Origin of the sequence: Streptomyces sp. NBC_00271 (genome assembly GCF_036178845.1) — a bacterium.
Classification (GTDB): domain Bacteria; phylum Actinomycetota; class Actinomycetes; order Streptomycetales; family Streptomycetaceae; genus Streptomyces.
On sequence record NZ_CP108070.1, the window covers coordinates 9,633,931 to 9,659,173 of the forward strand.

A 25,243-nucleotide genomic window follows, 5' to 3' on the forward strand; every position below is an offset into this window, starting at 1 on the left:
GCGTGAGTGAGCGGCTGACCTGTGATCTCGTGGTCGTCGGAGCCGGAATGGTCGGCGCGGCCTGCGCGCTGTACGCGGCCCGGGCGGGCCTCGACGTCGCTCTGGTGGACCGCGGCCCGGTGGCCGGCGGGACCACCGGCGCGGGTGAGGGCAATCTGCTCGTCTCCGACAAGGAACCCGGGCCCGAACTCGACCTCGCCCTGCTGTCGGGGCGTCTGTGGGCCGACCTCGGGGAGGAGTTGGGCGAGGCCTTCGAGTACGAGGCCAAAGGGGGCGTCGTCGTGGCCGCCACGCCCGAGGGGCTCACCGCGCTGGAGACCTTCGCGGCGGGACAACGAGCCGCCGGGGTCGAGGCGGTACCGGTCGCCGCCGACCAACTCCACACCCTGGAACCCCACTTGGCACCCGGCCTCCCGGGCGCCGTGCACTACCCCCAGGACACCCAGGTGATGCCGGCACTCGCCGCGGCGCACCTGGTGCGCGCCTCGGGGGCACGGCTGCTGACGGGGCGGACCGTGACCGAGGTGCTGCGCACGGCGGACGGGGCGGTACGCGGCGTGCGGACCGACCGTGGTGACCTCCACGCCCCGGTGGTCGTCAACGCGGCCGGCACCTGGGGCGCCGAAGTGGCCGCCCTCGCGGGCGTCTTCCTGCCCGTTCTGCCCCGACGCGGCTTCGTGCTGGTGACCGAACCACTGCCGCGCCGAGTGCGGCACAAGGTGTACGCCGCGGACTACGTCGCCGACGTGGCCAGCGACTCGGCCGCGCTGGGGACCTCACCCGTCGTGGAGGGCACCGCGGCGGGGCCGATCCTGATCGGCGCGAGTCGTGAACGGGTCGGCTTCGACCGGTCGTTCTCGCTGCCGGCCGTACGGGCGCTGGCGACCGGGGCGACCCGGCTGTTCCCGTTCCTCGCCGACGTACGGGCCCTGCGGACGTATCTGGGCTTCCGGCCGTACATGCCCGACCACCTGCCCGCGATCGGCCCCGATCCACGGGTGCCTGGACTCTTCCACGCCTGCGGGCACGAGGGCGCGGGCATCGGCCTCGCCACCGGCACCGGGCGGCTGATCGCGCAGGTCGTCGCGGGCGGGACGCCCGACCTGGACCTCACGCCGTTCCGGCCCGACCGCTTCCCGAAGGAGGCCGGGTGAATCCCCTGGAGCTGGTCGGGGCCGAGCCGGGCCCCGCGTTCACCGTCACCCTGGACGGCCGCGAGATCACGGCCCTGCCCGGGCAGACCGTCGCCGCCGCACTGTGGGCCGCGGGCGTCACCTCCTGGCGCGCCACCCGCGGCACGGGCCGCCCGCGCGGCGTCTTCTGCGGCATCGGCGTCTGCTTCGACTGCCTGGTGACCGTCAACGACCGCCCCAACCAGCGGGCCTGCCTGGTGCCGGTCCGAGCGGGCGACACGATCCGTACGCAGGAGGGGACGGGCCATGGCAACTGAGCGACCGCACCTCGCGGTGATCGGCGCGGGACCGGCCGGGCTTGCCGCGTCCCTGGCCGCCGCGGCCCACGGGGTCCGGGTCACGCTGATCGACTCGGCGGCCGGAGCGGGCGGCCAGTTCTACCGCAGGCCCCCGGCGGGACTCGGGGCCCGGCACCCGGAGGCGCTGCACCACGGGTGGCGGACCTGGCGGCGCCTCGGGGACGCACTGGCCGCGCGGGTCGAGGCGGGCACGATCAGACATCTGGCGGACCATCACGTGTGGTGCGTCGAACCCGTGGAACGTGTCGAACCCGTGGAACTTGTCGTGCACGCGCTGCTCGGCCCCCTCCAGGAGGAGCCCGTCACCGTCCGCGCCGACGCCGTGCTTCTCGCCACCGGTGGGTACGAGAAGGTGTTGCCGTTCCCGGGCTGGACCCTCCCCGGGGTCGTCACCGCCGGTGGTGCGCAGGCCATGCTGAAGGGCGGGCTCGTCGTCCCCGGGCAGCGGGCGGTCGTGGCGGGGACCGGGCCCCTGCTGCTGCCCGTGGCGACCGGGCTCGCCGCGGCGGGGGTCGAGGTCGCCGCCCTCGTCGAGTCCGCCGACCCGAAGGCGTTCCTGCGGCGGCCCCTGGCACTGGCCGCACAGCCAGGGAAGGTCGCCGAGGGAGTGCGCTACGGCGCCCAACTCCTGCGACACCACGTCAAGTTGCTCCCACGGCACACCGTCGTCGCGGCACACGGCGAGCAGCGGCTCGACGCCGTGACCGTCGCCGCGCTCGACACCCACGGACGGGTCGGGCCCGGCACCGAACGGCGCATCGCGTGCGACACGCTCGCCGTCGGTCACGGCATGCTGGCGCACATCGACCTCGCCGAGTCGCTCGGCTGCCGTATCGACGGCCTGAACGTCGCCGTGGACGAGGAACAGCGCACCGACGTGCCCGGCGTATGGGCCGCGGGCGAGACCACCGGCATCGGTGGCGCGGCACTGTCGCTCGCCGAGGGGCACATCGCGGGACGCTCGGCCGCGGCCCGGCTGACGGGGACGCGGCCCGACCCGCACACGTGGGCGCGCGCCGCCAGGTCCCGCAGGAGAGCGAGGGAGTTCTTCGCCGCGCTCGACACCGTCTACGCGCCGCCCGCGCACTGGACGGAGCAGGTCACCGACGACACCGTCGTGTGCCGCTGCGAGGAGGTCACCGCCGGTGCGGTCAGGAACGCCGTCGACGAGCTCGGCGCGGGCGACGTCAGGACCGTGAAGCTGCTCACCCGCGCGGGGATGGGCTGGTGCCAGGGCCGGATGTGCGAGCCCGCCGTCGCCGGACTCACCGGATGTGAACAGACGCCCGCGCGGCGGTTGTTGGCACGCCCGGTACCGCTCGGGGTGCTGGCGAGGGCCGGGGATCCCGAGAACGACTGACCACCTTCGTCCCCCACCGTCACCGACCTCAGTAAAATGTCACACACCATGGAGAGGGAACCGCTCATGACCGCCACCGAGAACCGTCCCTGGCGCGGCGTCCTCGTCGCCACCGCGCTCCCGCTGAACGAGGACCTCTCCGTCGACTACGACCGCTACGCGCAGCACTGCGCCTGGCTCGTCGAGAACGGCTGCGACGGGGTCGTACCGAACGGCTCGCTCGGCGAGTACCAGGTGCTCACGCCCGAGGAGCGCGAGAAGGTCGTCGAGACGGCGGTGTCGGCGATCGGCGGCGCCCGTGTAATGCCCGGCGTCGCCGCCTACGGCTCAGCCGAGGCCCGCCGCTGGGCCGAGCAGGCCCGCGACGCCGGCTGCCGGTCCGTGATGCTGCTGCCGCCGAACGCCTACCGCGCCGACGAACGTTCCGTCCTCGCCCACTACGAGGAGGTCGCCGAGGCGGGCGTCCCGATCGTCGCGTACAACAACCCCATCGACACCAAGGTCGACCTGGTGCCCGAACTGCTCGCGAAGCTGCACGCGGAGGGGTACATCCACGGCGTCAAGGAGTTCTCCGGCGATGTCCGCCGCGCCTACCGGATCTCCGAACTCGCCCCTGAACTCGACCTGTTGATCGGCGCCGACGACGTCCTGCTGGAGCTGGCCGTCGCGGGCGCCAAGGGCTGGGTGGCCGGCTACCCGAACGCGCTGCCCGCCGCGAGCGTCGAGCTGTACCACGCCGCCGTCGAGGGCGACCTCGATACGGCACGGAAGCTCTACCGCCAGTTGCACCCGCTGCTGCGCTGGGACTCCCAGGTCGAGTTCGTCCAGGCCATCAAGCTGTCCATGGACATCGTGGGCCGGCACGGCGGACGGGTGCGTCCACCGCGCGTCCCGCTGCTGCCCGAGCAGGAGGCCACGGTCCGCGCCGCCACCGAGAAGGCCCTCGCCGCCGGTCTCGCCTGAGCGCCGCTCCTTGATCGGGCCCAAGTTCCCCGCGAACAGCAGGAGTTACGGAGATCCCATGCGCAGCAAACTCGTCCTGCACGCCGTCGACTCGCACACCGAGGGCATGCCCACCCGGGTGATCACCGGCGGCATCGGGACCATCCCCGGCGCGACCATGAACGAACGGCGGCTGTACTTCCGCGAGCACCGCGACGACATCAAGCAGCTTCTGATGAACGAGCCGCGCGGCCACTCCGCGATGAGCGGCGCCATCCTCCAGCCGCCCACCCGCCCGGACTGCGACTACGGCGTCCTCTACATCGAGGTGTCGGGCTACCTCCCGATGTGCGGGCACGGCACCATCGGCGTGGCGACCGTCCTGGTGGAGACGGGCATGGTGGAGGTCGTCGAGCCGGTCACCACGATCCGGCTCGACACCCCGGCGGGCCTCGTCGTCGCCGAGGTCGCGGTCGAGGACGGCGCCGCCCGCGCGGTCACGCTCAAGAACGTGCCGTCCTTCTCGGCGGGCCTCGACCGCAAGGCCACCCTGCCCGACGGCCGGACGGTGACGTACGACCTCGCGTACGGCGGCAACTTCTACGCCATTCTGCCGCTGGAGCAGTTCGGCCTGCCCTTCGACCGGTCGCGAAAGGAGGAGATCCTCGCCGCCGGACTGTCGCTGATGGCGGCCGTCAACGCCGAGGACGAGCCGGTCCACCCCGAGGACCCGTCCATCCGCGGCTGCCACCACGTCCACCTGTACGCGCCCGGCGCCACCGCCCGTCACTCGCGCCACGCCATGGCGATCCACCCCGGCTGGTTCGACCGCTCGCCCTGCGGTACGGGCACCAGCGCGCGCATGGCGCAACTGCACGCCCGCGGTGAACTCCCCCTGCACACGGAGTTCGTGAACGAGTCCTTCATCGGGACGCGGTTCACGGGACGACTGCTCGGCACGACCGAGGTCGCCGGAATCCCGGCGGTGCTGCCCAGCTTCACCGGCCGCGCCTGGATCACCGGCACCGCCCAGTACCTCCTGGACCCGACCGACCCCTTCCCGGCGGGTTTCGTGCTTTAGCGATACTGGTACCGCATGACATTGCACCGGTGCCCATGCCGTACGAGGAGTCGACCCATGCCCGCCACGCGCAGCAGCGTACCCTCCGCCGCTCCCGCCGCCCTGCCCGTCCTCGGCGGCAAGAAGAGCAGCTACCGCGAGCGCGTCGCCGACGCCCTGCGGGCCGCGCTGATCGCGGGCGAACTGCGGGCCGGCGAGGTGTACTCCGCGCCGACGCTCGCCGCCCGCTTCGGCGTCTCGGCGACGCCGGTGCGCGAGGCCATGCTCGACCTCGCCAAGGAGGGCCTCGTCGACACGGTGCCCAACAAGGGCTTCCGGGTCACCGCGGTCTCCGAGAAGCAGCTCGACGAGTACACCCACATCCGCTCGCTGATCGAGATCCCCACCACCGTGCAGCTGGCCACCACCGCGGACCGGGTCTCCCTGGAGGCGCTGCGCCCGGCCGCCCGGGAGATCGTGACCGCGGCGGCGGCCGGTGACCTCATCGCCTACGTCGAGGCGGACATCCGCTTCCACCTCGGTCTGCTCGCCCTCGCGGGCAACGCCCACCTGGTCGAGGTCGTCGGCGACCTCCGCAAGCGTTCGCGCCTGTACGGCCTCAACGCCCTGGTCGAGGCGGGCCGCCTCCAGGACTCCGCCGAGGAGCACCTCGAACTCCTCGACGCCCTCGTGGACCGCGACCCCGAGGCCGTACGGAGGGTCATGACCCGGCACCTGGGCCATGTCCGTGGACTGTGGGCGGCCCACTAGGTCCAACCGGACCCCGTGGGTGTTATGCAAGCGACTTGCATTTCTTGCGCTATTCTTGCGCGCATGACGCGACGACTTGCTCAGGTGGCGAAGAAGGTCGGGGTCAGCGAGGCCACGGTCAGCCGGGTGCTCAACGGGAAGCCCGGCGTCTCCGACTCCACCCGGCAGGCGGTGCTCTCGGCGCTGGACGTGCTCGGCTACGAGCGGCCCACCCAACTGCGCGGTGAACGCGCGCGGCTCGTGGGCCTCGTCCTGCCCGAGCTGCAGAACCCGATCTTCCCGGCGTTCGCCGAAGTGATCGGCGGGGCGCTCGCACAGCTCGGGCTGACGCCGGTGCTCTGCACCCAGACCAAGGGCGGCGTCTCCGAGGCGGACTACGTGGAGCTGCTGCTCCAACAGCAGGTCTCCGGCGTGGTGTTCGCGGGCGGACTGTACGCGCAGGCCGACGCCCCGCACGAGCACTACCGGGAGCTGGCGGACCGCAACATCCCGGTGGTGCTGGTCAACGCGGCCATCGAGCACCTCGGCTTCCCGTGCGTCTCCTGCGACGACGCGGTGGCGGTCGAGCAGGCCTGGCGCCACCTCGTCTCGCTCGGTCACGAGCGCATCGGTCTGGTGCTCGGGCCCGCCGACCACATGCCCTCGGCGCGGAAGCTGGCGGCGGCCCGTGCGCTCGCCCCCGAGCTGCCCGACGCGCACATCGCGCGAGCCATGTTCTCGATCGAGGGCGGCCACGCGGCGGCCGCCCGGCTCATCGACCGCGGGGTCACCGGTTTCATCTGCGCCAGCGACCCGCTCGCCCTCGGTGTCGTACGCGCCGCCCGTCGCAAGGGACTCGGCGTGCCCTCGCAGGTGTCCGTCGTCGGCTACGACGACTCCGCGCTGATGAACTGCACCGAGCCGCCCCTGACCACCGTCCGCCAGCCCATCGAGTCGATGGGCCGGGCGGCCGTCGAGCTGCTCAACGCCCAGATCGGCGGGAGCAGCGTCACCGCCGAAGAGCTCTTGTTCGAACCGGAGTTGGTGGTCCGGGGGTCCACCGCGCAAGCGCCCCGCCTCTGAGATCCATTCTGCTGTCAAATAATTCCAGATTCTGCGCGACATCTTGCGGACCCTTGTCGGCGGTGCTTGAGTGTGCGGCGCCAGCACACGGCGGTGCGCCAGATCAAGGTGGTGCGCCCCCGTGGGCCTTCCTCGCTCCTGCCCAAAGGGGTCCACCGATGAGAAGTACCGGGTTCCGCCGTACCTTCGTCGTACTCACGGCGTCCGCCCTCGCGCTCACCGCCACCGCCTGCGGCGGCAGCGACGACGGCTCCGCGGGTGGCAAGACCCGCATCACGGTCAACTGCATGCCCCCGAAGAGCGCCAAGGTCGACCGCTCGTTCTTCGAGGCCGACATCAAGGCGTTCGAGAAGCAGAACCCGGACATCGACGTCGTCGCGCACGACGCGTTCCCCTGCCAGGACCCCAAGACGTTCGACGCCAAGCTCGCCGGCGGCCAGATGGAGGACGTCTTCTACACGTACTTCACCGACTCCAAGCACGTAGTCGACATCAACCAGGCCGCCGACATCACGTCGTACGTCAAGGACCTCAAGAGCTACGGCACCATCCAGCAGCAACTGCGCGACATCTACACCGTCGACGGCAAGGTCTACGGAGTGCCGCGCACCGGCTACTCGATGGGACTCATCTACAACCGCAAGCTCTTCCAGAAGGCCGGTCTCGACCCCGACAAGCCCCCGGCGACCTGGGAAGAAGTGCGCGCGGACGCCAAGAAGATAGCCGCGCTCGGCGGCGGCACCGTCGGCTACGCCGACTACAGCGCCCAGAACCAGGGCGGCTGGCACTTCACCGCCGAGATGTACTCGCAGGGCGGCGACGTCGTCACGCCGGACGGCAAGAAGGCCAGCGTCGACACCCCGGAGGGCAAGGCCGTCCTGCAGAACCTGCACGACATGCGCTGGACCGACAACTCCATGGGCAGCAAGCAGCTCCTCGTCATCAACGACGTCCAGCAGCTGATGGGCTCCGGCAAGCTCGGCATGTACCTCTCCGCGCCCGACAACATCCCGATCCTCGTCAAGGAGAAGGGCGGCAACTACGACGACCTCGCCCTCGCGCCCATGCCCGGCGGCAAGGGCACGCTCATCGGCGGCGACGGCTACATGTTCAACAAGAAGGACAGCCCCGAGCAGATCAAGGCCGGCCTGAAGTGGCTCGACCACATGTTCCTCACCCCCGGAACGGGCTTCCTCGGCGACTACGCCCGCGCCAAGCAGAACAACGCCCCCGTCGGCCTCCCCGAGCCCAGGCTCTTCACCGGCGCCGCCGACGCGAAGGACCAGCAGGTCAAGAAGGCCAACGCCAATGTGCCGGTGGAGAACTACCAGGCCTTCCTGGACGGCAACCAGAGCCTGCAGATGAAGATCGAGCCGCCCCAGGCCCAGCAGATCTACTCGGTCCTCGACGGAGCCGTCTCCGCGGTCCTCACCAAGAAGGACGCGAACGTCGACCAGCTCCTGAAGGACGCCTCCGGGAAGATCGACTCCATCCTGGCCCGGGGCTGACCAGGCGTATGAAGACCGCATCGAAGCCCGTGGTGCTTCCTCCGGCCGCCGTCGGCGCGCCGGAGGTACCGCGGTCGGCCGGGCGCCGGGCGAGGGGCCCGTGGCGCCGGCGCCTGGCCGACCAGTCCCGCGCGTACGCCTTCCTCGTCGGCGGCCTGCTCTGCTTCGCGCTGTTCTCCTGGTACCCCGCGATCCGCGCGGTCGTGATCGCCTTCCAGAAGTACACGCCGGGCTCCTCGCCCCAGTGGGTCGGCACCGCCAACTTCACCCGTGTCTTCCACGACCCGGAGTTCACGGCGGCCTGGCGCAACACGTTCACCTTCACGCTCCTCGCCCTGCTCATCGGCTTCGCCGTCCCGTTCGTGATGGCCCTGGTCCTCAACGAACTCCGGCACGCGAAGGCCTTCTTCAGGGTCGTGGTGTACCTGCCGGTGATGATCCCGCCGGTGGTCAGCGCCCTGCTGTGGAAGTGGTTCTACGATCCCGGAGCGGGCCTCGCCAACGAGGCGCTGCGCTTTCTGCACCTGCCCACCTCGAACTGGTCCAACGGCGCCGACACCGCGCTCATCTCCCTGGTCATCGTGGCGACCTGGGCCAACATGGGCGGCACGGTCCTGATCTACCTGGCCGCGCTCCAGGGCATCCCGGGGGAGCTGTACGAGGCGGCGGAGCTGGACGGCGCGAACATCCTCCAGCGCATCCGGCACGTGACGATTCCGCAGACCCGCTTCATCGTCCTCATGCTGATGCTGCTTCAGATCATCGCCACGATGCAGGTCTTCACCGAGCCGTTCGTCATCACCGGCGGCGGTCCCGAGAACGCCACGGTCACCGTCCTCTACCTCATCTACAAGTACGCGTTCCTCTACAACGACTTCGGCGGCGCGTGCGCGCTGAGCGTCATGCTCCTCGTGCTGCTCGGCCTCTTCTCCGCGGTCTATCTGCGGCTGACCCGCTCGTCGGGGGAGGAGTACGCATGAGCAGCGGCACCCGCACCCTGGTCTCCCCACTCACTCTCGCCCGCCCCCGCGGCAAGGCCCTCTACTGGACCGTCTTCACGGCCGTCGTCCTGCTCTTCGCGCTCGCCTTCCTCTTCCCGGTCTACTGGATGGTGACCGGCGCGATGAAGTCCCCGGACGAGGTGACGCGGACCCCGCCGACCCTCGTGCCCAAGGCATGGCATCTCAGCGGCTACACCGACGCCTGGGACCTGATGGACCTGCCCACCCACCTGTGGAACACGGTGGTGCAGGCCGCCGGCGCCTGGCTGCTCCAGCTCGTGTTCTGCACGGCCGCCGCGTACGCCCTCTCCAAGCTGAAGCCGGCGTTCGGCAAGGTGATCCTCGGCGGCATCCTCGCCACCCTGATGGTCCCGGCGCAGGCGCTGGTCGTACCGAAGTACCTGACCGTCGCGGACCTCCCGCTGATCCACACCAGCCTGCTCAACGACCCGCTCGGCATCTGGCTGCCCGCCGTGGCCAACGCCTTCAACCTCTATCTCCTCAAGCGCTTCTTCGACCAGATCCCGCGCGATGTCCTGGAGGCCGCCGAGATCGACGGCGCCGGACGGCTGCGCACCCTCTGGTCCATCGTGCTGCCCATGTCCCGCCCCGTCCTGGGCGTCGTGTCGATCTTCGCCCTGGTCGCCGTCTGGCAGGACTTCCTCTGGCCGTTGATGGTCTTCTCCGACACCGACAAGCAGCCGATCAGCGTGGCCCTCGTCCAGCTGTCGCAGAACATCCAGCTGACCGTGCTCATCGCCGCGATGGTGATCGCCAGCATCCCCATGGTCCTGATGTTCCTGGTGTTCCAGCGGCACATCATCGCCGGGATCAGCGCGGGCAGCACGAAGGGCTGACACCGACCCCGCAACCGAAAGGCAGGCACCGTGGGACAGCCCACCCATGCCCAGAACTGGTGGCGCTCCGCCGTCATCTACCAGGTGTACGTCCGCAGCTTCGCGGACGGCGACGGCGACGGCACCGGCGACCTCGCGGGCGTCCGCGCCAAACTCCCGTATCTCGCCGAACTCGGCGTGGACGCCCTGTGGTTCAACCCCTGGTACCTGTCCCCGATGAAGGACGGCGGCTACGACGTCGCCGACTACCGTGTCATCGACCCGGCCTTCGGGACGCTCGCCGAGGCGGAGAAACTCATCGCCGAGGCGAAGGAACTGGGCATCCGCACGCTCGTCGACATCGTGCCCAACCACGTCTCCGACCAACACCCCTGGTTCCGGGCCGCCTTGGCCGGGGGACCCGAACGCGAGCTCTTCCACTTCCGTCCCGGACGCGGCGAACACGGTGAACTCCCGCCCAACGACTGGCCGTCCCAGTTCGCGGGCTCCGCCGAGCCCGTCTGGACCCGGCTGCCCGACGGCACCTGGTACCTCCACCTGTTCACCCCCGAGCAGCCCGACCTCAACTGGGCGCACCCCGCCGTCCGCCAGGAACACGAGGAGATCCTGCGGTTCTGGTTCGAGCGCGGCGTGGCGGGCGTCCGCATCGACTCGGCCGCCCTGCTCGCCAAGGACCCGGACCTCCCCGACTTCGTCGAGGGCCGCGACCCGCATCCGTACGTCGACCGCGACGAACTCCACGACATCTACCGCTCCTGGCGCACGGTCGCCGACGCCTACGACGGCATCTTCGTCGGCGAGGTCTGGCTCCCCGACACCGAGCGCTTCGCCCGCTATCTGCGCCCCGACGAGCTGCACACCGCCTTCAACTTCTCCTTCCTGTCCTGCCCCTGGGACGCGGGACGCCTGCGGACGTCCATCGACGAGACCCTCGCCGAACACGCCCCCATCGGCGCGCCCGCCACCTGGGTGCTGTGCAACCACGACGTGACCCGCACGGTCACCCGCTACGGCCGCGTCGACACCGGCTTCGACTTCGCCACCAAGGCCTTCGGCACCCCGACCGACCTCGCCCTCGGCACCCGCCGCGCCCGCGCCGGGGCCCTGCTCTCGCTCGCGCTGCCCGGCGCCGTCTACCTCTACCAGGGCGAGGAACTGGGCTTGCCCGAGGCCGAGATACCCCGCGACCGCATCCACGACCCGATGCACTTCCGCTCCGGCGGCACCGACCCGGGCCGGGACGGCTGCCGGGTCCCGCTCCCGTGGACGGCCGACGCGCCGTACGCGGGCTTCGGCGGCGAGCCCTGGCTGCCGCAGCCGAGCGGCTGGTCCGCGTACGCCGCCGACCTCCAGGCCGCCGACCCCGGCTCGATGCTCTCCCTCTACCGCGCGGCCCTGACGATCAGACCGGAGTTCGGCGACGGCCCGCTCACCTGGCTGCCCGCGCCCGAGGGGGTGCTCGCCTTCGCCCGGCCCGGGCAGGAGGTGCGGCTGCTGTGCGTCGTGAACCTCGCCGACGCCCCCGCCGACCTTCCCGCCCACTCCCGACTCCTCCTCGGCAGCGGCCCCCTGGACCCACAGGGGCGACTGCCGAAGGACACGGCGGTCTGGCTGCGCGGCTGAGCGTCACTCAGGTGAGCGTCTTTTCGGGGGGACCGATATCGGTCCCCCCGCGCTTCGCCGCCTGGATCTGCTTGTACACATGGGTCCGCAGCTCGGCGAAGCGCGGGGCGACCCGGGTGTGCAACTGGTCCCGCTCGTCCGGGAGATCGACCTTCAGCTGCTCCTGTACGACGGTGGGGGAGGCGGAGAGGATCAGGACCCGCTCGCCGAGGTACACGGCCTCGTCGATGTCGTGGGTGACGAACAGGATCGTGATGCCGCGTTCCCGCCACAGGCCCCGCACCAGGTCCTCCAGATCGGCCCGGGTCTGCGCGTCGACCGCCGCGAACGGCTCGTCCATCAGCAGGACATCGGGCTCGTACGCGAGCGCGCGGGCGATCGCGACACGCTGCTGCATCCCGCCGGACAGCTGCCACGGGTAGGCCCCGGCGGCATCCGTGAGCCCGACCGACTCCAGCGCGTCGGCCACCAGCTCCCGGCGCCGCTGCTTGCTCAACGGCTTCTGCTTCAAGGGCAGTTCGACGTTCTCCCGCACCCGCATCCAGGGGAACAGGCTGCGTCCGTACTCCTGGAACACGAACGCCATCCCCGGCGGCGGCCCGCTCACCGGGCGGTCGTTCAGCCGTACCTCGCCCGCCGTCGGCGTCAACAGCCCGCCCATGCACTTCAGGAGCGTGGTCTTGCCGCATCCCGACGGGCCGACCAGACAGACGAGTTCGCCCGCCTCGACGGTGAAGGTGAGGTCCCGTACCGCCTCCACCCGGCGGCCGGAACCCTCGTAGACCTTGTTCAGGCCGGATACGACAAGAGACGCGTGCATGGACCGCCCTTTCGCGAGCTTCACGGAGACCGCCGGGACACCGCGCGCAGACCGTGGTACCAGCCGAGCACCCGGCGCTCGACCAGTCGGAAGACGACCGAGAGAAGGAAACCGAGCAGGCCCAGAACGAGGATTCCGGTCCACATGTCGGGGATCGCGAAGCTCCGCTGGAACTGGACGATGGTGAAGCCGAGGCCGTTGCTGGCCGCGAACATCTCGCTGATGACCATCAGGATGATCCCGATGGACAGGGCCTGGCGCAGGCCCGCGAAGATCTGCGGGCTCGCCGCGCGCAGGACCACGCTGCGCAGCCGGGCCATGCCCGTGATGCCGTACGAACGCGCCGTCTCCGCCATCACGGAGTCGACCGCCCGCACGCCCTCGACCGTGTTGAGCAGGATCGGCCAGACACAGCCGCTCGCGATCACGGCGATCTTCATCGTGTCGCCGATGCCGGCGAACAGCATGATGACGGGGACCAGGACGGGAGGCGGCAGCGCGCGCAGAAACTCCAGGACCGGCTCGCACACGGCCCGCACCCGCCGGTACGAGCCGATGACCGTGCCCAGCGCCACGCCCACGACGGCCGCCGCCGCGTACCCGGCGAGCAGCCGCAGCACGCTGGGCACGAGGTCGGAGCGCAGCCGCTCGCTCGTCCAGACGTCCGGGAACGTCCTGAGGATCGTGCGCAGTGGCGGCCAGTACACGTTCGTACTGCCGTCGGACGCCAGCCACCAGAGCGCGACGAGCAGCGCGGGCAACGCGACGACGAAGAACAGCCGCAGCAGGAAGGGCCTCACACCGCCACCTCCCCGCGCACCGACTGGTGCCAGGCCAGCGCCCTGCGCTCCACGGTACGGGCGCCCACGTTGATGAGCAGCCCGAGCAGACCGGTGACCACCACCAGCGCGTACATGTCGGGGACCGCCTGCGAGGACTCGGCGACCGCGATACGCGCGCCCAACCCCGGCGCACCGATGACGAGTTCGGCGGTCACGGCGAGGATGAGGGCCACCGCGGCGGCGAGCCGGACGCCCGTCATGACGTACGGGAGGGCCGTGGGCCACAGGACGTGCCGGACGCGTGCCCACGGGCCGAGGCCGTACGAGCGGGCCGTCTCCTCGGCCACCGGGTCGACGTCCTGGACGCCGTACAGGACCTGGACGAGGACCTGCCAGAACGAGGCGTAAACGACGAGGAGGAGGACGGAGCGCAGTTCGGTGCCGTAGAGCAGGACGGCGAGGGGGATCAGGGCGACGGAGGGGATCGGGCGCAGGAACTCGATCGTCGAGGCGGTGACCTCGCGCAGATACGGCACGACCGAGACGAGCAGCCCCACGACGACACCCGCGCCGATCGCGATCGCCAGGCCCAGCGCCCAGCCGGTCAGGGTGTCGCCGAGCGCCGTCCAGAAGGCGTGCTCGGTGACCTCCTGGCCGAGCGCGTCGGCGATGCGGCTGGTCGGCGGGAAGTACGCCTCCTTGACGAGACCGAGCCGCGGCACCGCCTCGCCCAGCGCGAGGAAGGCCGCGAGCCCGGCGGCGCCCAGGGCGGCGTTCGCACCCCTCACGGCAGCAGCTTGTCGAGGTCGGGCGTCGACTTGAACAGCCCGTCCTGCTCGCCCAGTTTCTCCAGCGCCTCGATCGACGCACGGTTGGGCTCGGCCGGCCACTTCGGAAGGGTGACCTGGGCCAGTGTCGCCGCCGGGATCTTCGTGTACGTGGTGACGGCCTGGCGTACCTCGTCCGGGTGGGCGTCGGCGTAGGCGAGGGACTCCGCGGTCGCCTCCTGGAACTTCTTCACCACGTCGGGGTTCTTCTGCTCGTACTGCGTCGAGGTGAAGTACATCGCCACGGTGAGGTCCTTGGCGACGTCGACCAGGGACGAGGCGATCTCCGTGGCGCCCTGGCTCTTGACGGTGGCGAGCGCCGGCTCGACCACCATCGCGGCGTCGATCCGACCGCCGTCGAGGGCGGCGGGCATCTGGTCGAAGGCCAGCTCGACGAACTTCACCTTGGACGGGTCACCGCCCGCCTTGCGCACCGACTCGCGCACCGCCGTCTCGTTGATGTTCTTCAGCGTGTTGACCGCGACCTTCTTCCCCTCCAGTTCCTTCGCGGACTTGATCGGGCTGCCCTTCTTCACGGTGATGGCGCCGAAGTCCTTGCCCGCCACGCCCGTCGAGGCGACCCCGTTGACGACGGCCTTCACGGGCACGTTCTGGCTCTGGGCGATCATCAGCGAGGTCATGTTGCTGAACCCGAACTGGAACTGGCCGCTGACCACTCCCGGCACGATCGCCGCGCCGCCCTGCGCGGTCGTCATGGACAGCTTCAGACCGCGCTTGCTGAAGAAGCCCTTCTGCTGACCCAGGTAGAGAGGCGCGACATCGACGATGGGGATGACCCCGACCTTGACCGTGGTGGTACCGCCGGACGACGCGTTCTTGTCCGAGGCGCCACCGCCGCCGGACGAACCGCAGGCCGACGCGGCGACCAGAAAGGATCCGACCGCGAGACCGGCGAGCAGACGACGCATGGCTCCTCCTGTGCAGACGACATTGTTCCGACAGGCTGTGCGCGCACCGCAATGGGTGCTCAGCGGGAAGGTAGAGCCCTCGTACGGCGGGGTCAATGGCTTTGGCCAACAATATTGTTGACAGTTGGTGGGGCGAGCCCGCGCCGAGACGGGCCCGCGCCGAGGCGGCCTGCAGAGCCCCGCGGCTCACAGGTCCAGCACGAGCCGCTTCCCGAGGCACCGGGAGACGCAGATCAGCATGGTCTCGCCCGCCTCCCGCTCCTCGTCCGTGAGCACCGAGTCCCGGTGGTCCGGGGTCCCTTCGAGGACATCCGTCTCGCAGGTCCCGCAGGTGCCCTCGGTGCAGGAGAAGAGCACCTCGACGCCCGCTCCGCGCACGGTGTCGAGCACGGAGGCATCCGCGGGGACGGTCAGCGTGCGCCCGCTGCGCGCGAGCTCCACCTCGAACTCGCCGTCCCCGCCCGTCTCCTGAACCTTCGGCCGGAATCGCTCGACGCGCAGCAGCCCGGCGGGGCAACGCGCCTCCACCGCGTCCAGCAGCGGGCCGGGACCGCAGCAGTAGACGAGCGTACCCTCGGGGACCCCGGTCAGGACGGAGTCGAGGTCCAGCAGTCCGCACTCGTCCTGCGGAGCGATCGTCACCCGGTCCCCGTACCGCTCCAACTCCCCGGTGAACGCCATGGAGTCGCGTGTCCGTCCGCCGTACAGCAGCGTCCACTCGGCGCCCGCCGCCTGCGCCGCGGCGAGCATCGGCAGGATCGGGGTGATGCCGATGCCGCCCGCGACGAAGCGGTAGCGGGCGGCGGGCGCGAGCGCGAAGTGGTTGCGCGGGCCGCGGACCCGGACCTTGTCGCCCGCGCCCAACTGCTCGTGCACGTACGAGGATCCGCCGCGCCCGTCCGGTTCCCGCAGCACCGCGATCCGCCACGCCCGACGGTCGGCGGGATCCCCGCACAGCGAGTACTGCCGCTCGAGGCCGGCCCCGAGCACGACGTCGACGTGGGCGCCCGGCTCCCAGACGGGGAGTTCCTCGCCGAGCGGGTGGCGCAGGGTGAGGGAGAGCACGCCATCGGCGACGAACTCCCGCTCCGCCACGGCGAGTTCGGTCTCGTAGGAGCTCATGAACCCAGCCCCCGTGACTCCTGCGGCCCATGTCCCTCGGGGTGGCCGAGCATCCACTCCCACATCTCGATCGGGTCCTGGGCGCTCTGCTCGGCGCCGCAGTGGCAGGTGCCGTGCAGCACATCGGTGCCCGGGATCCAGTCGATGCGGTAGATCTCGCGGGTCGCGAAGCGGGGAGGCGTGGTCACAGCACCTTCTCCATCGGCTTGTCGCCCTCCTCGACCAGGCGGGCGAGGATGCGGCGGGCCGCGAGACCGCCGGTGTCGATGTTGATGCTCAGCTCCTGGTAGCCCGTCCGCTCGGTGCCGAGGGTCTTCTGCAGCAGGTTGAGCGCGTCGACGTCCTGCATCACCACGGTGTGGTTGAAGTCCCGCAGGAACGTGGTGACTTCCTCGTCGTCCTTCGCGAAGTCCCGGGAGACCGCCCAGAAGTCGTACACATGGCCGTCGCTCGACGGGGTGATCGCGTAGGTGATCTCGGTGTGGAAGCCGTTCGGGTCGCTGCCGTCCGCCTCGGGCAGCACCCCGACCGGGGCGATCCGGCTGTGCAGCAGATACAGGCACGGCGCGTGGTACTCGATGTCCTGCCAGCGGGTGATCCGGCCCTCGATGCCGGTCGAACGGGCGTAGAACGGCGGACACTCGGCGTCGTCCATGTGCCGGCTGACCCGCACGATGCCCGCGCCCTCGTCGACCTCGGTGGTGATCGGCGTCTCGGCGACCTCGGGGGTGCCGATGTAACCGCCGTGCAGATACGTCTCGTGCGAGAGGTCGAGCAGATTGTCGACCAGAAGCCCGTAGTCGGCGTCGATCGGCTCCATACCGCACACGGTGGTCCAGTCCGGCGAGTCCATGTGCCGGGCGCGGGGGACGTTGTCCGGGTCGGCGAGCGCCGGGTCGCCGACCCAGACCCAGACGAACGAGTCCTGCTCGACGACGGGGTACGAGGCGACCCGGGCCGTGCGCGGTATGCGTTTCTGCCCCGGCACGTACACACAGCTGCCGGTCGTGTCGTACGTGAACCCGTGGTAACCGCACACGATCCGGTCGCCGTCGAGCCGGCTCTCCGAGAGCGGGAAGCGGCGGTGCACACACCGGTCCGCCAGCGCGACGGCCGTCCCGTCGTCCTCCGTCCGGTAGAAGACGAGCGGTTCACCGAGAATCGTCCGCCCGAGCAACTCCCGCCCGACCTCGTGCGAGTAGGCGGCTACGTACCACTGGTTCCTGGCGAAGGCGGTCATGTGAGGCATGGCGTTCCCGTCCGTGTCGGCGGGGCGCCGTCGCCCCGCGTGCCGTGGTGGGAACAGAGTCGTGATGCGCGCGGTGGCTCGGCAAGGCGGCTTCTGTCAGGCGGAAGGGCTTCCGTGAAGAGGCGGTTCAGGGCGAGCTCCCGCTACGCGCGCTGTTCGCCGCCGGCGGCCGCGGTGTCCGGTTGGCCGTCCTGGTCGAGGGTGGCGGCCCAGCTGGCGAGGAGTTTGAGGCTGTCGTGGGACGGGGTGCCGGGCTCGGCGCTGAGGGCGGTGAGGGTGAGGCCGGGGTCGGTGGGGATGGGCATGGCCTCGAAGGGGAGGGAGAGTTCGCCGACCGCGGGGTGGTGGAAGTGCTTGACGCCGGTCTGGTGCAGTCGCACGTCGTGGGCGGCCCACAGCGTGCGGAACTTCTCGCTGCGGGTGGAGAGTTCACCGACGAGGTCGGTCAAGTCCCGGTTGTACGGGTCGCGTCCCGCTTCGGTGCGCAGCAGTGCCACCGCTCCGGCCGCCTGGAACTCCAGATGGGGCAGGAAGTCGGCCGCACCGGGGTTGAGGAACTCGTACCGGGCGAGGTTCACGGGCCGGGCCGGGTCGGCGAACACCGGGTCGTAAAGGGCGCGGCCGAGCCGGTTGGTGGCGAGGATGTCGAGGCGGCCGTTGCGGATGAAGGCCGGTGCCTCGGTCATCGCGTCGAGCAGGTGCTGAAGACTGCGGCGGATGGGCTGCGAGGGCCGGCGGCGGGGTGCGCGGCGGGTGCTGTTGGCGGTGCGGGCCAGGTCGTCGAGGTGGGCGCGCTCGGCCTCGTCGAGTTGGAGGGCGCGGGCGAGCGAGTCGAGGACGGTTTCCGAGACGCCGGAGAGGTTGCCGCGCTCCAGGCGGGCGTAGTACTCGGCGCTGACGCCGGCGAGCAGCGCGACTTCTTCCCTGCGCAGCCCCTTGACGCGCCGGTTGCCGGTGTAGGCGGGCAGCCCCGCCTGCTGTGGCGTGATCTTGGCGCGGCGGCTGGTCAGGAACTCGCGTACCTCGCTTCGGTTGTCCATGGCTTCGAGGCTACGTCGGCTTCCTCGGTGGTGTCTCCGGCGGTGTCTCCGGCGGTGGGGTGTACTGCCAGTACATGTATCAACGAGTTCTTCCACGCGCGTGTGACCTGCGGTTCCATCGGTTGTGGCGCAGGCTGCGCCGGCGCAGCCCCGCTTGCCGCGGGCCGATGAACGCCACCGAGACGCGTGGACATGTGGACACGTGGAAAGGACGCGAACGATGACGGAGAAGACCACCCAGCCGGGTCCGCGGGAGCTGTTCGGGGACGTCGCTCCCGCGCTGGCCGCCTACAGCGAGGACGTGCTGTTCGGGCAGGCGTGGAAGAGCCCGGAGCTGTCGCCGAGGGATCGCAGTCTGGTGACCGTGGCCAGCCTCATCACCAGCGGCAGCAGCGAGCAGCTCACCTTCCACCTCCCCTTGGCCCAGCAGAACGGCGTGACGGAGGCGGAACTCATCGAGACGATCACCCACATGGCGTTCTACGCCGGCTGGCCCAAGGCGATGTCCGCCCTGACCGTGGCCCGGGCAGTGTTCCGCGCGGCCTGACCCCGTCCCACCTGCGGGACCTCGTTCTCATCACCCACTCACGGCCGCCCTGCGACGGCCGACGCAAGGAGTACGTACCACCATGGAGATCCTCAAGAAGCCCGCGACCATGAAGCTGCCCGCCCAGTGGTTCACCGGCGACGCCTGGGCGGACGTGATCCACCGGGGCGAGGAGCCCTCCCGGGCGCGGGCCAACATGGTCCGCTTCGCTCCCGGTGCCCGCACCGCCTGGCACAGCCACGGCCTGGGCCAGACCCTGCACGTCGTGTCCGGAGTCGCCCTGATCGGCACCCGCGACGGCGTGATCATCGAGGCCCACCCGGGCGACACCATCGGTTGCCCTCCGGGTGAGGAGCACTGGCACGGCGCGCCCCCGGACCAGTTCATGGAGCACATCGCGCTGTGGGAGGGCGACGAGGTCAACTGGCTGGAGCATGTCACCGACGCCGAGTACGGCGGCCCGCGCACCGGCACCCGTACCTCGCACTGATCACCGCCGCCAGGACGAGCCGGAGCTCATGGCCATGTGCGGCGACATGGGTGTGGGACTGGTGCCCTACTCCCCGAACGGCAAGGGCCGCCTCGCCCGCCCCGTCGGCGAGCAGAGCACCAGCAGGCCGTGGACGCGCTCGACCTTCAGCTCTCGGACGAGGAAGTGGCAGCGCTGCAGGCGCCGTACACCAACGCCGGGCCTTCCTGGTTCTGATCACGGGATCACGGGATCACGGCCACTGGTTCCTGGCGAAGGCGGTCCCGGTGTTCAGAGCGTTGGTCCGAGGAAGCCGTTCGGTTGTTCCGGTCGGTTCGGTCGGTGGGGGAGCAGGGTGGCCCTCAGGTCGTTCTCGGTGATCTGGTCGGCGGGGCGGAGGAGTGTCCAGCGGTGGGCCTCGCCTTCCATCGGCACCACGGCGACGACGGTTTCCAGCGGTGGGCAGCCGGGTTCGCTGCAGGCGAGTTGGCGGACTATGACGGCGGTGTCGTTGTCCAGGCCGAGCAGCGCGCGCACGGCATCCTTCAGTTCGCGGAGGTGCGGGCTCGGCCCGGCGGTTCCTGGGCGCGGTTCCAGGTGCATGGGGGTACTCCTTGGTTCTGGGCCGTCCTGAGCGGCCTGGGCGTGGTGGTTCAGTGGGTGGCCCGCTCCCGGAGAGGTGTCCTGACGGGTGTCCGGGCGGCGCGCTGTTGTCTTGTCACGGTCATCTGCCAGATCGAGAGGAGCAGCAGCGTGCCGGTTTCGGTGAGGAGGCTGAGGAGGGCTTGTGGGGCAGGCTGCAGGCCGTGTTCGGTGAATCCGAAGACGCCCACGGTGCGTGAGGCGATGAAGCCGGCGAGGGCGCCGAGCGTGACGCCGGCTGCGGCGGCCCTCAGAAGCAGGGGTGGTGTTCCCACCAGCAGCAGGGCGGCGAGGGCGAAGGAGGCACTGGCCTGGAGCAGGAACAGGGGGCCGATGACGTGGATGAAGCGGTACTCGTCGACGTAGAGATGGGCGTGTATGTATCCGCCGGCGGCGAGGGTGGCGGCGCTCGCCGATCGCAGGGTGGGGACGAGGAGTCTTTGGATGTTCATGCCAGCCTCTGGTCCTTGACGGCCAGCTCGCGGTCGCCCTGGCGGTAGCCGACGGTGCGGATGCCGAGTGCGTCCTTGAGCTGCCGGGCGGGGACGACCTGCGGAGTGGGGGCGGGGCCATGGCCCGGTTTGGGCAGGGGGTAGGCGGTGGTGGTGGCGGAGTGGAAGGTGATGTTGCCGTCCGTCTTGGTGAAGAGCTGGTGGACGTGCCCGTTGAGACAGGTGACGGAGGAGAAGCGGCGCAGGAGGGCGATGACCTTGAGGGCGTCGTCGGTGCTCCAGCCCCACTTCGGGTACATGGCGAACAGCGGGATGTGGCTGAAGACCACGATGGGGGTGTCCGACGACAGTCCGGCGATGTCCTTGCGGACGAAGTCGATCTGGTCGTTGCCGAGATGGCCGAGCTTCTCCAGGCTCAGGGTGTTGACCAGGGCGATGAAGTGCACGCCGTGGGTGTCGAAGCTGTACCAGCCATCGCCGAGCGTGCCCATGCCGAAGGTCTTCCGGTAGGCGCGGCCCGCATCGCCGATGGAGTCGTGCTCGCCCGGTACGGTGAAGACACGGTCTGTCTGCATACCGGTCAGCATCTGCTTGACCTGGTCGAACTGGCCGGCCGTGGACAGGTGGGTCAGGTCGCCGCTGTGCATGACGAAGTCGGGCCTGAATCCGAGCGAGTTGACCTGGTTGATCGCTTCGGTGAACGAGCCGACCACGTCCGTGTTCGCCGGGCCCTGGAACCCGATATGGCTGTCGGAGACCTGCACGAACCGCAGCGAGCTGTTCGCCGGTGCGGTGGCGCCTGCGGCGGCCATGGAGTTGGTCTCCCGGGAGTCGGCGATGCGGCTGATCACCTCTCCACTGGCCACGGTCAGTACTACGGCGCCGCCGAACCACCCCGCGTGGCGCATGAGTTGGCGCCGGGACATGCCGTGCTCCGTGGCGGGCTGCTCGGTATCGCCGGCCGGTGCACTGTCGTGACTGTCGTTGTAGCCGGTCATCGGGTCACCTCCACGGTGGCGGTCATGAACGGATGGATGGTGCAGAGATAGGAGTAGGTGCCGGGCTTGGTGAATGTGTAGCTGTAGGTTGCATGGGTGTTCAGGGCTGCCGAACGCAACGGGCCGCCCGATCCCGTGCTGGTGACGGTGTGGGCATCGGTGTCCTGATTGGTCCAGGTCACCGTCGTGCCCACTTTGACCTTGAGCGTGGCCGGGGCGAATGCGAAGTTCTTGATCGCCACGGCGTCCCCGCTCACTGGCGCGGCCGCCGCGCCCGTGCTCGGGGGGCTCATGGCCATGCTCATGCTGGGCATGGGCGTGGGCGAGGTGCCGGGAGCGGAGCCCGCAGTCTTCCCCGGTCCGGCGGCGCCGGGCATCCCAGCCGTCTGGTGCTGACCTGCTCCGGGTGTGATGGCGCTGGTTCCGGTGGACGGGGGCTGCGACGACTGGCCGCATGCGCTGAGGAGCCCCAACGCGACGGCGGTGGTGACGGCAGAACCGGCCGCGAAGCGTGATCGCCGGCCCGGTGTACGAAAGTTCAGGTACATGGTGCTTGTTCCTCACTGATCAAGGCAGCTGCACATCCGCCCTTGCGTGCCGCGAAGTCGCCGGTGACATGCGGCAGATCCTCATCCGGGGCCGCAAGTGGCGCGTCGTGCGCGTCGAGCGCTCCCCAGGACCGTTGTCGTGGTGTGCGCGGGGCGAGTGTGGCCGGCGCCCTGGGCGGGTGTGCCGCGTAAATCGGCTCTTGTATGGCTCCACGGACGGCGGGCGCGCTCGGTTCGGTAGATATGCACTTTTATGACACTTCTTGGTGATCGCCGCAGATCGGTCGGCCCCGGGTGCTTCGCTCGCGGAGTGTCACCTGTGCCGCGCCGTGCGTTACAGGACAAAGCAATACATATGCGCGATGATCGGCTTATGCCCTGGAGTTCCCGAAAACGTGATCAAAAGACCGATCCGGATGACTCCGCGCACCGTGTCTCTGGTAAAGGGACTCTTTCGACCGCGGACGAGGAACTGCTGCGCACTCTGTACGCGGAGCACGCAGGGCCCCTGTTCCACTACGTGCTGCGACTGACCTCAGGAGACTGGCAATGGGCGGAGGACGTCGTGCAGGAGACGCTGCTGCGAGCGTGGCAGCATCCCGCCGCGTTCGACCCGGCACGCGGCCCGGCCCGGGCATGGCTGTGCACGGTGGCCCGGCACCTGGTCATCGACGCCCACCGGGCCCGGCAGGCCAGACCGGCCGAGGTCGGCGGCGAGGCGCTGGAGCGAGCCGCCGAGCAGACACCGGGCGAGGACGAGATCGAGCAGGTACTGCAGAGCTGGGCGGTGGCCGATGCCATCCGGACGTTGTCCCCGGACCATCGCGCGATCCTGCTGGAGACCTACTACCGGGGCCGGACCATGGCGGAGGCCGCCCAGGTGCTGGGCATCCCACTGGGCACCGTGAAGTCGCGGACGTACTACGCCCTGCACGCCCTGCGGCTGGCGCTGCTGGAACGGGGCATCGAGCCATGACCGTGACATGCAGAAGGTGGCGACCATGAGCATGAGTGCGGAGCACGACGCCCTCCGGCTGGCGCTGGGCGGATACGTCCTGGGCACGCTGCCTCCGGCGGAAATGGAACAAGCGCGCGCCCACCTCGCGGGATGCGCCGAGTGCCAGGCGGAACACGCCCAGCTGGCGGGACTGCCCGCGCTGATGGCGACGGTGACCGAAGCCGAAGCCGCGGGCCGGACGGCGCCGGTGGCCGGCGAAGACCTGGCCGACCGGCTGGTGGCGCGGGCGGCGGAGAGCGCTCAGGGCTCCTCGCCCGTACGGCCCACCGCGCCCGCGGCGCCGCAGGCGGGTGTGCTGGAGAGGCTGCTCCAGCAGGCCGCGGCCCGGCGCCGCAGGACCTGGCGTCTGCAACTGGCCGGCGCCGCCGCCTCACTGACGTTCATCGCGGCAGCGGTCGGCGGCACATGGCTGGCGGCTACCGGAACGGTGGGCAGTCAGGCGACGCAGCCCGGGCCGACCGCGCCGACTGCCTGGCGCACCTTCTCCGGAAGCGATCCCGTCACCGGCGTCACCGCCTCGGTCAAGGTCTCGCCCTCTGCCTGGGGCAGTGTCCTGCAGGTCTCCGCCAAGGGGGCGCCCGCCGGAATCACCTGCCGGTTGCAGGCGGTCGGGCCGGGCGGGGCCAGGGCGGACGGCGCTACCTGGCGGGCAGGTGAGTACCCTCCCGGCACCACGATCCCCGGGGCGGTTGCCATGTCTCCGGGAGCCATCGAGCACTTTGAGATCGTCGCAGGCAACGGTCAGAAGCTGGTCACGATGCAGGCGTGAGGGGCCGGGAGCCCGCCCGACGATGTGTCGGGCGGGCTCCCGGCGTATCCGGCCGACTCCTCACGGTGTGCCCGGAGGGAAGGCGCGTCGGCTTCGCGCGTGGGTGGGCTCGGCTGCGCGGGGGCCTGCGGCGTTCACCTCAACCTCCGCCGGGAGGAGCTCAAAGGCGGCGCCCCGGTCCTACTCGGTGCCCTGCTCGCCGGATTCGGCATCGAGCTCCTGCGGAGGCGAGTGAGCTCGGCCCGGCCACCGGCATTGACCTGACGCGCAAGAAGTTGAGCAAAAGGCGCGAATTACCCGAACCGTTCGGCATGCGCTGCCCGTGGAACTGAATGAGCGCTCCCCTGCAGGATCCGGTCCACCGACCGCCCCTCGAAGCCGTTGGCGGTCCTCCATTTTCCGGTCTCCGCATATCCACGGAAGAGCCAGATGACCATGTTTGTCACCGATTCCCCCCGCCCGAGCTCGCTGCCCACCCGGCACTGCAGTCACCAGGCGCTGCTCACCCTGCCCGCGCAGGAGGCACACGTCTCCGCCGTTCGTCACTTCGCGGCCGATCTGCTGGAGACCTGGAGCGTACCCGCGAGCGAACGGGACTCCGCCGTCCTCATCGTCGACGAACTCGCCGCCAACGCCGCCCAGTACGGACGCGAGCGCATGACCCTGCTGCTCGTCCTCGATCACGGCACTCTGCACATCGTGGTCAGTGACTCCGGAACGGCCGTGGAGCACCTTCGCCCCGACATCGCCCCGGACGAACACGGCCGCGGCACCGGCATCGTCCAATACCTCGCCCAGTCCACCGAGGTCCACCAGACGGGCAGCGGCCGCGAAGTCCGCGCCTGCCTGAGGTGCTCGCCATGACCGGCCCCGGATCACCCGACCATGACGGTGCTCTGCAAACGCTGCGGCCTCGGTGTACCGGTGGAGGCGTGAGCATGAGGGTCACCCCGAAGACGGCCGAGGCCATCGACGCGCCGCCTCCTCACGAGGCGTACGCGAACGCCCCCGACCTGCGCCGCGAGATGCATCAGGTGCTCGCCCTCGGAGCCGAACGCGACGGACGCCGAGTCCGGACCGTCACCGGCCCGCCGGTCGACGCGACGGCCGCCGAACGCGCCTGGCTGCTGCGTAGGGCTGCTCTCATGGACCGGATGGCCCTGGACGGCCCCGGCCCCGGCCCGGTCGCCGCCGCCGCACAAACCGCCGAACAACTCGTGCTGTACGACCGCCGCCATCCCGGCCTGGTGGCCGGCCCGCACCACCCCGATGCGATCACGCTCGACCCCAGCCACCGCCCCTACGTCCGCCAGGAGTACGCCGCATGGACGGCAGCCGGGCGGCGGTGAGTGACA

The 25,243-nt window shown here is 70.4% G+C and carries 29 protein-coding genes; 17 read left to right on the forward strand and 12 right to left on the reverse strand.

Translation table 11 applies throughout. The features are described from left to right. The first annotated feature begins 2 nt into the window (after positions 1-2). From OG798_RS43810 to OG798_RS43860, 11 genes are all read left to right on the forward strand, one after another. Positions 3-1,154 (forward strand): NAD(P)/FAD-dependent oxidoreductase, encoded by a 1,152-nt coding sequence (locus tag OG798_RS43810; protein WP_121414262.1) that lies wholly within the window; start codon positions 3-5, stop codon positions 1,152-1,154. Continuing rightward, positions 1,151-1,450 (forward strand): (2Fe-2S)-binding protein, encoded by a 300-nt coding sequence (locus OG798_RS43815; RefSeq protein ID WP_121414261.1) that lies wholly within the window; start codon positions 1,151-1,153, stop codon positions 1,448-1,450. Before OG798_RS43810 ends, OG798_RS43815 begins: the two co-directional genes overlap by 4 nt. Next, entirely contained in the window at positions 1,440-2,852 is a 1,413-nt protein-coding gene (locus OG798_RS43820) for an FAD/NAD(P)-dependent oxidoreductase (protein WP_267063557.1), read from the forward strand. The genes OG798_RS43815 and OG798_RS43820 overlap by 11 nt, the downstream gene beginning before the upstream one ends. Before the next feature lie 66 nt (positions 2,853-2,918). After that, entirely contained in the window at positions 2,919-3,815 is an 897-nt protein-coding gene (locus OG798_RS43825; protein ID WP_121414259.1) for a dihydrodipicolinate synthase family protein, read from the forward strand. Between the two features lie 58 nt (positions 3,816-3,873). After that, positions 3,874-4,875, forward strand: a complete 1,002-nt coding sequence (locus OG798_RS43830) for a proline racemase family protein (protein WP_267063558.1) — start codon at positions 3,874-3,876, stop codon at positions 4,873-4,875. Positions 4,876-4,932: 57 nt separating this feature from the next. Continuing rightward, positions 4,933-5,625 (forward strand): GntR family transcriptional regulator, encoded by a 693-nt coding sequence (locus OG798_RS43835; protein ID WP_267063559.1) that lies wholly within the window; start codon positions 4,933-4,935, stop codon positions 5,623-5,625. A gap of 63 nt (positions 5,626-5,688) precedes the next feature. Beyond that, positions 5,689-6,687 (forward strand): LacI family DNA-binding transcriptional regulator, encoded by a 999-nt coding sequence (locus OG798_RS43840; RefSeq protein WP_267063560.1) that lies wholly within the window; start codon positions 5,689-5,691, stop codon positions 6,685-6,687. A 158-nt stretch (positions 6,688-6,845) separates the two neighbouring features. After that, on the forward strand, positions 6,846-8,195 hold the full coding sequence (locus OG798_RS43845) for an ABC transporter substrate-binding protein (protein ID WP_267063561.1): 1,350 nt from the start codon (positions 6,846-6,848) through the stop codon (positions 8,193-8,195). A gap of 8 nt (positions 8,196-8,203) precedes the next feature. Next, the gene (locus OG798_RS43850; protein WP_257016451.1) at positions 8,204-9,175 is read left to right on the forward strand and encodes a carbohydrate ABC transporter permease; all 972 of its coding nucleotides are present in this window, start codon (positions 8,204-8,206) and stop codon (positions 9,173-9,175) included. Beyond that, positions 9,172-10,053, forward strand: a complete 882-nt coding sequence (locus OG798_RS43855) for a carbohydrate ABC transporter permease (protein ID WP_067361564.1) — start codon at positions 9,172-9,174, stop codon at positions 10,051-10,053. The genes OG798_RS43850 and OG798_RS43855 overlap by 4 nt, the downstream gene beginning before the upstream one ends. 30 nt (positions 10,054-10,083) lie before the next feature. Then, on the forward strand, positions 10,084-11,676 hold the full coding sequence (locus OG798_RS43860) for a glycoside hydrolase family 13 protein (RefSeq protein ID WP_267063562.1): 1,593 nt from the start codon (positions 10,084-10,086) through the stop codon (positions 11,674-11,676). 7 nt (positions 11,677-11,683) lie between these two features. Here OG798_RS43860 and OG798_RS43865 read toward each other — a convergent pair whose 3' ends face one another. The 8 genes from OG798_RS43865 to OG798_RS43900 all read right to left on the reverse strand — a co-directional run bounded on the left by OG798_RS43865 (position 11,684) and on the right by OG798_RS43900 (position 18,445). Beyond that, positions 11,684-12,496 carry an ABC transporter ATP-binding protein gene (locus tag OG798_RS43865; protein ID WP_095851421.1) on the reverse strand — a complete coding sequence of 271 codons (813 nt, stop codon included), beginning with the start codon at positions 12,494-12,496 and terminating at the stop codon, positions 11,684-11,686. 20 nt (positions 12,497-12,516) lie between these two features. Next, entirely contained in the window at positions 12,517-13,296 is a 780-nt protein-coding gene (locus tag OG798_RS43870; protein ID WP_095851420.1) for an ABC transporter permease, read from the reverse strand. Then, the gene (locus OG798_RS43875) at positions 13,293-14,066 is read right to left on the reverse strand and encodes an ABC transporter permease (protein ID WP_095851419.1); all 774 of its coding nucleotides are present in this window, start codon (positions 14,064-14,066) and stop codon (positions 13,293-13,295) included. The genes OG798_RS43870 and OG798_RS43875 overlap by 4 nt, the downstream gene beginning before the upstream one ends. Continuing rightward, positions 14,063-15,034: an ABC transporter substrate-binding protein gene (locus OG798_RS43880; protein WP_095851418.1), complete on the reverse strand. Its 972-nt coding sequence runs from the start codon at positions 15,032-15,034 to the stop codon at positions 14,063-14,065. The genes OG798_RS43875 and OG798_RS43880 overlap by 4 nt, the downstream gene beginning before the upstream one ends. 186 nt (positions 15,035-15,220) lie before the next feature. Continuing rightward, complete coding sequence (locus OG798_RS43885; RefSeq protein ID WP_121414253.1) at positions 15,221-16,156, reverse strand: PDR/VanB family oxidoreductase; 936 nt, start codon at positions 16,154-16,156, stop codon at positions 15,221-15,223. Continuing rightward, the gene (locus OG798_RS43890) at positions 16,153-16,344 is read right to left on the reverse strand and encodes a hypothetical protein (protein ID WP_121414252.1); all 192 of its coding nucleotides are present in this window, start codon (positions 16,342-16,344) and stop codon (positions 16,153-16,155) included. The genes OG798_RS43885 and OG798_RS43890 overlap by 4 nt, the downstream gene beginning before the upstream one ends. Further along, complete coding sequence (locus OG798_RS43895) at positions 16,341-17,405, reverse strand: aromatic ring-hydroxylating dioxygenase subunit alpha (RefSeq protein ID WP_267063563.1); 1,065 nt, start codon at positions 17,403-17,405, stop codon at positions 16,341-16,343. The genes OG798_RS43890 and OG798_RS43895 overlap by 4 nt, the downstream gene beginning before the upstream one ends. A 143-nt stretch (positions 17,406-17,548) precedes the next feature. Continuing rightward, positions 17,549-18,445, reverse strand: a complete 897-nt coding sequence (locus tag OG798_RS43900) for a helix-turn-helix transcriptional regulator (protein WP_328758866.1) — start codon at positions 18,443-18,445, stop codon at positions 17,549-17,551. 220 nt (positions 18,446-18,665) lie between these two features. Between OG798_RS43900 and OG798_RS43905 the strand changes: the two genes are divergently transcribed. Then, entirely contained in the window at positions 18,666-18,992 is a 327-nt protein-coding gene (locus tag OG798_RS43905; RefSeq protein WP_121414249.1) for a carboxymuconolactone decarboxylase family protein, read from the forward strand. 82 nt (positions 18,993-19,074) lie between these two features. Continuing rightward, entirely contained in the window at positions 19,075-19,482 is a 408-nt protein-coding gene (locus OG798_RS43910) for a (R)-mandelonitrile lyase (RefSeq protein WP_095851412.1), read from the forward strand. Positions 19,483-19,752: 270 nt separating this feature from the next. Here the strand turns inward: OG798_RS43910 and OG798_RS43915 are convergent, their stop codons facing one another. From OG798_RS43915 to OG798_RS43930, 4 genes are read right to left on the reverse strand one after another with little or no spacing between them, the layout of a single operon-like run. Continuing rightward, positions 19,753-20,064 (reverse strand): hypothetical protein, encoded by a 312-nt coding sequence (locus OG798_RS43915; RefSeq protein WP_095851411.1) that lies wholly within the window; start codon positions 20,062-20,064, stop codon positions 19,753-19,755. 50 nt (positions 20,065-20,114) lie between these two features. Continuing rightward, complete coding sequence (locus OG798_RS43920) at positions 20,115-20,555, reverse strand: hypothetical protein (RefSeq protein WP_328758868.1); 441 nt, start codon at positions 20,553-20,555, stop codon at positions 20,115-20,117. Then, a complete protein-coding gene (locus tag OG798_RS43925; RefSeq protein ID WP_095851409.1) occupies positions 20,552-21,553 on the reverse strand; it encodes a metallophosphoesterase family protein in 1,002 nt (333 codons plus the stop codon). The genes OG798_RS43920 and OG798_RS43925 overlap by 4 nt, the downstream gene beginning before the upstream one ends. Then, positions 21,550-21,858, reverse strand: coding sequence for a cupredoxin domain-containing protein (locus tag OG798_RS43930; RefSeq protein WP_267063567.1), 309 nt, complete (start codon positions 21,856-21,858; stop codon positions 21,550-21,552). The genes OG798_RS43925 and OG798_RS43930 overlap by 4 nt, the downstream gene beginning before the upstream one ends. 616 nt (positions 21,859-22,474) lie before the next feature. Here OG798_RS43930 and OG798_RS43935 point away from each other — a divergent pair. The 4 genes from OG798_RS43935 (at position 22,475) to OG798_RS43950 (ending at position 25,237) form a co-directional block, all read left to right on the forward strand. Continuing rightward, entirely contained in the window at positions 22,475-23,077 is a 603-nt protein-coding gene (locus OG798_RS43935) for a sigma-70 family RNA polymerase sigma factor (RefSeq protein ID WP_097223955.1), read from the forward strand. 25 nt (positions 23,078-23,102) lie between these two features. Further along, the gene (locus tag OG798_RS43940) at positions 23,103-23,888 is read left to right on the forward strand and encodes an anti-sigma factor (protein ID WP_328758870.1); all 786 of its coding nucleotides are present in this window, start codon (positions 23,103-23,105) and stop codon (positions 23,886-23,888) included. A gap of 429 nt (positions 23,889-24,317) precedes the next feature. Then, on the forward strand, positions 24,318-24,752 hold the full coding sequence (locus OG798_RS43945; protein WP_267063569.1) for an ATP-binding protein: 435 nt from the start codon (positions 24,318-24,320) through the stop codon (positions 24,750-24,752). A gap of 74 nt (positions 24,753-24,826) precedes the next feature. Continuing rightward, positions 24,827-25,237, forward strand: a complete 411-nt coding sequence (locus OG798_RS43950; RefSeq protein ID WP_267063570.1) for a hypothetical protein — start codon at positions 24,827-24,829, stop codon at positions 25,235-25,237. Positions 25,238-25,243 lie beyond the last annotated feature (6 nt).

Coding starts and splice junctions, on each gene's coding strand:
- OG798_RS43820 (WP_267063557.1), top strand. CDS start 1,440: ATGGCAACTGAGCGACCGCACCTCGCGGTGATCGGCGCGGGACCGGCC.
- OG798_RS43825 (WP_121414259.1), top strand. CDS start 2,919: ATGACCGCCACCGAGAACCGTCCCTGGCGCGGCGTCCTCGTCGCCACC.
- OG798_RS43830 (WP_267063558.1), top strand. CDS start 3,874: ATGCGCAGCAAACTCGTCCTGCACGCCGTCGACTCGCACACCGAGGGC.
- OG798_RS43835 (WP_267063559.1), top strand. CDS start 4,933: ATGCCCGCCACGCGCAGCAGCGTACCCTCCGCCGCTCCCGCCGCCCTG.
- OG798_RS43840 (WP_267063560.1), top strand. CDS start 5,689: ATGACGCGACGACTTGCTCAGGTGGCGAAGAAGGTCGGGGTCAGCGAG.
- OG798_RS43845 (WP_267063561.1), top strand. CDS start 6,846: ATGAGAAGTACCGGGTTCCGCCGTACCTTCGTCGTACTCACGGCGTCC.
- OG798_RS43850 (WP_257016451.1), top strand. CDS start 8,204: ATGAAGACCGCATCGAAGCCCGTGGTGCTTCCTCCGGCCGCCGTCGGC.
- OG798_RS43855 (WP_067361564.1), top strand. CDS start 9,172: ATGAGCAGCGGCACCCGCACCCTGGTCTCCCCACTCACTCTCGCCCGC.
- OG798_RS43865 (WP_095851421.1), bottom strand. CDS start 12,496: ATGCACGCGTCTCTTGTCGTATCCGGCCTGAACAAGGTCTACGAGGGT.
- OG798_RS43880 (WP_095851418.1), bottom strand. CDS start 15,034: ATGCGTCGTCTGCTCGCCGGTCTCGCGGTCGGATCCTTTCTGGTCGCC.
- OG798_RS43885 (WP_121414253.1), bottom strand. CDS start 16,156: ATGAGCTCCTACGAGACCGAACTCGCCGTGGCGGAGCGGGAGTTCGTC.
- OG798_RS43895 (WP_267063563.1), bottom strand. CDS start 17,405: ATGCCTCACATGACCGCCTTCGCCAGGAACCAGTGGTACGTAGCCGCC.
- OG798_RS43900 (WP_328758866.1), bottom strand. CDS start 18,445: ATGGACAACCGAAGCGAGGTACGCGAGTTCCTGACCAGCCGCCGCGCC.
- OG798_RS43905 (WP_121414249.1), top strand. CDS start 18,666: ATGACGGAGAAGACCACCCAGCCGGGTCCGCGGGAGCTGTTCGGGGAC.
- OG798_RS43910 (WP_095851412.1), top strand. CDS start 19,075: ATGGAGATCCTCAAGAAGCCCGCGACCATGAAGCTGCCCGCCCAGTGG.
- OG798_RS43915 (WP_095851411.1), bottom strand. CDS start 20,064: ATGCACCTGGAACCGCGCCCAGGAACCGCCGGGCCGAGCCCGCACCTC.
- OG798_RS43920 (WP_328758868.1), bottom strand. CDS start 20,555: ATGAACATCCAAAGACTCCTCGTCCCCACCCTGCGATCGGCGAGCGCC.
- OG798_RS43925 (WP_095851409.1), bottom strand. CDS start 21,553: ATGACCGGCTACAACGACAGTCACGACAGTGCACCGGCCGGCGATACC.
- OG798_RS43930 (WP_267063567.1), bottom strand. CDS start 21,858: ATGAGCATGGCCATGAGCCCCCCGAGCACGGGCGCGGCGGCCGCGCCA.
- OG798_RS43935 (WP_097223955.1), top strand. CDS start 22,475: ATGCCCTGGAGTTCCCGAAAACGTGATCAAAAGACCGATCCGGATGAC.
- OG798_RS43940 (WP_328758870.1), top strand. CDS start 23,103: ATGAGCATGAGTGCGGAGCACGACGCCCTCCGGCTGGCGCTGGGCGGA.
- OG798_RS43945 (WP_267063569.1), top strand. CDS start 24,318: ATGACCATGTTTGTCACCGATTCCCCCCGCCCGAGCTCGCTGCCCACC.
- OG798_RS43950 (WP_267063570.1), top strand. CDS start 24,827: ATGAGGGTCACCCCGAAGACGGCCGAGGCCATCGACGCGCCGCCTCCT.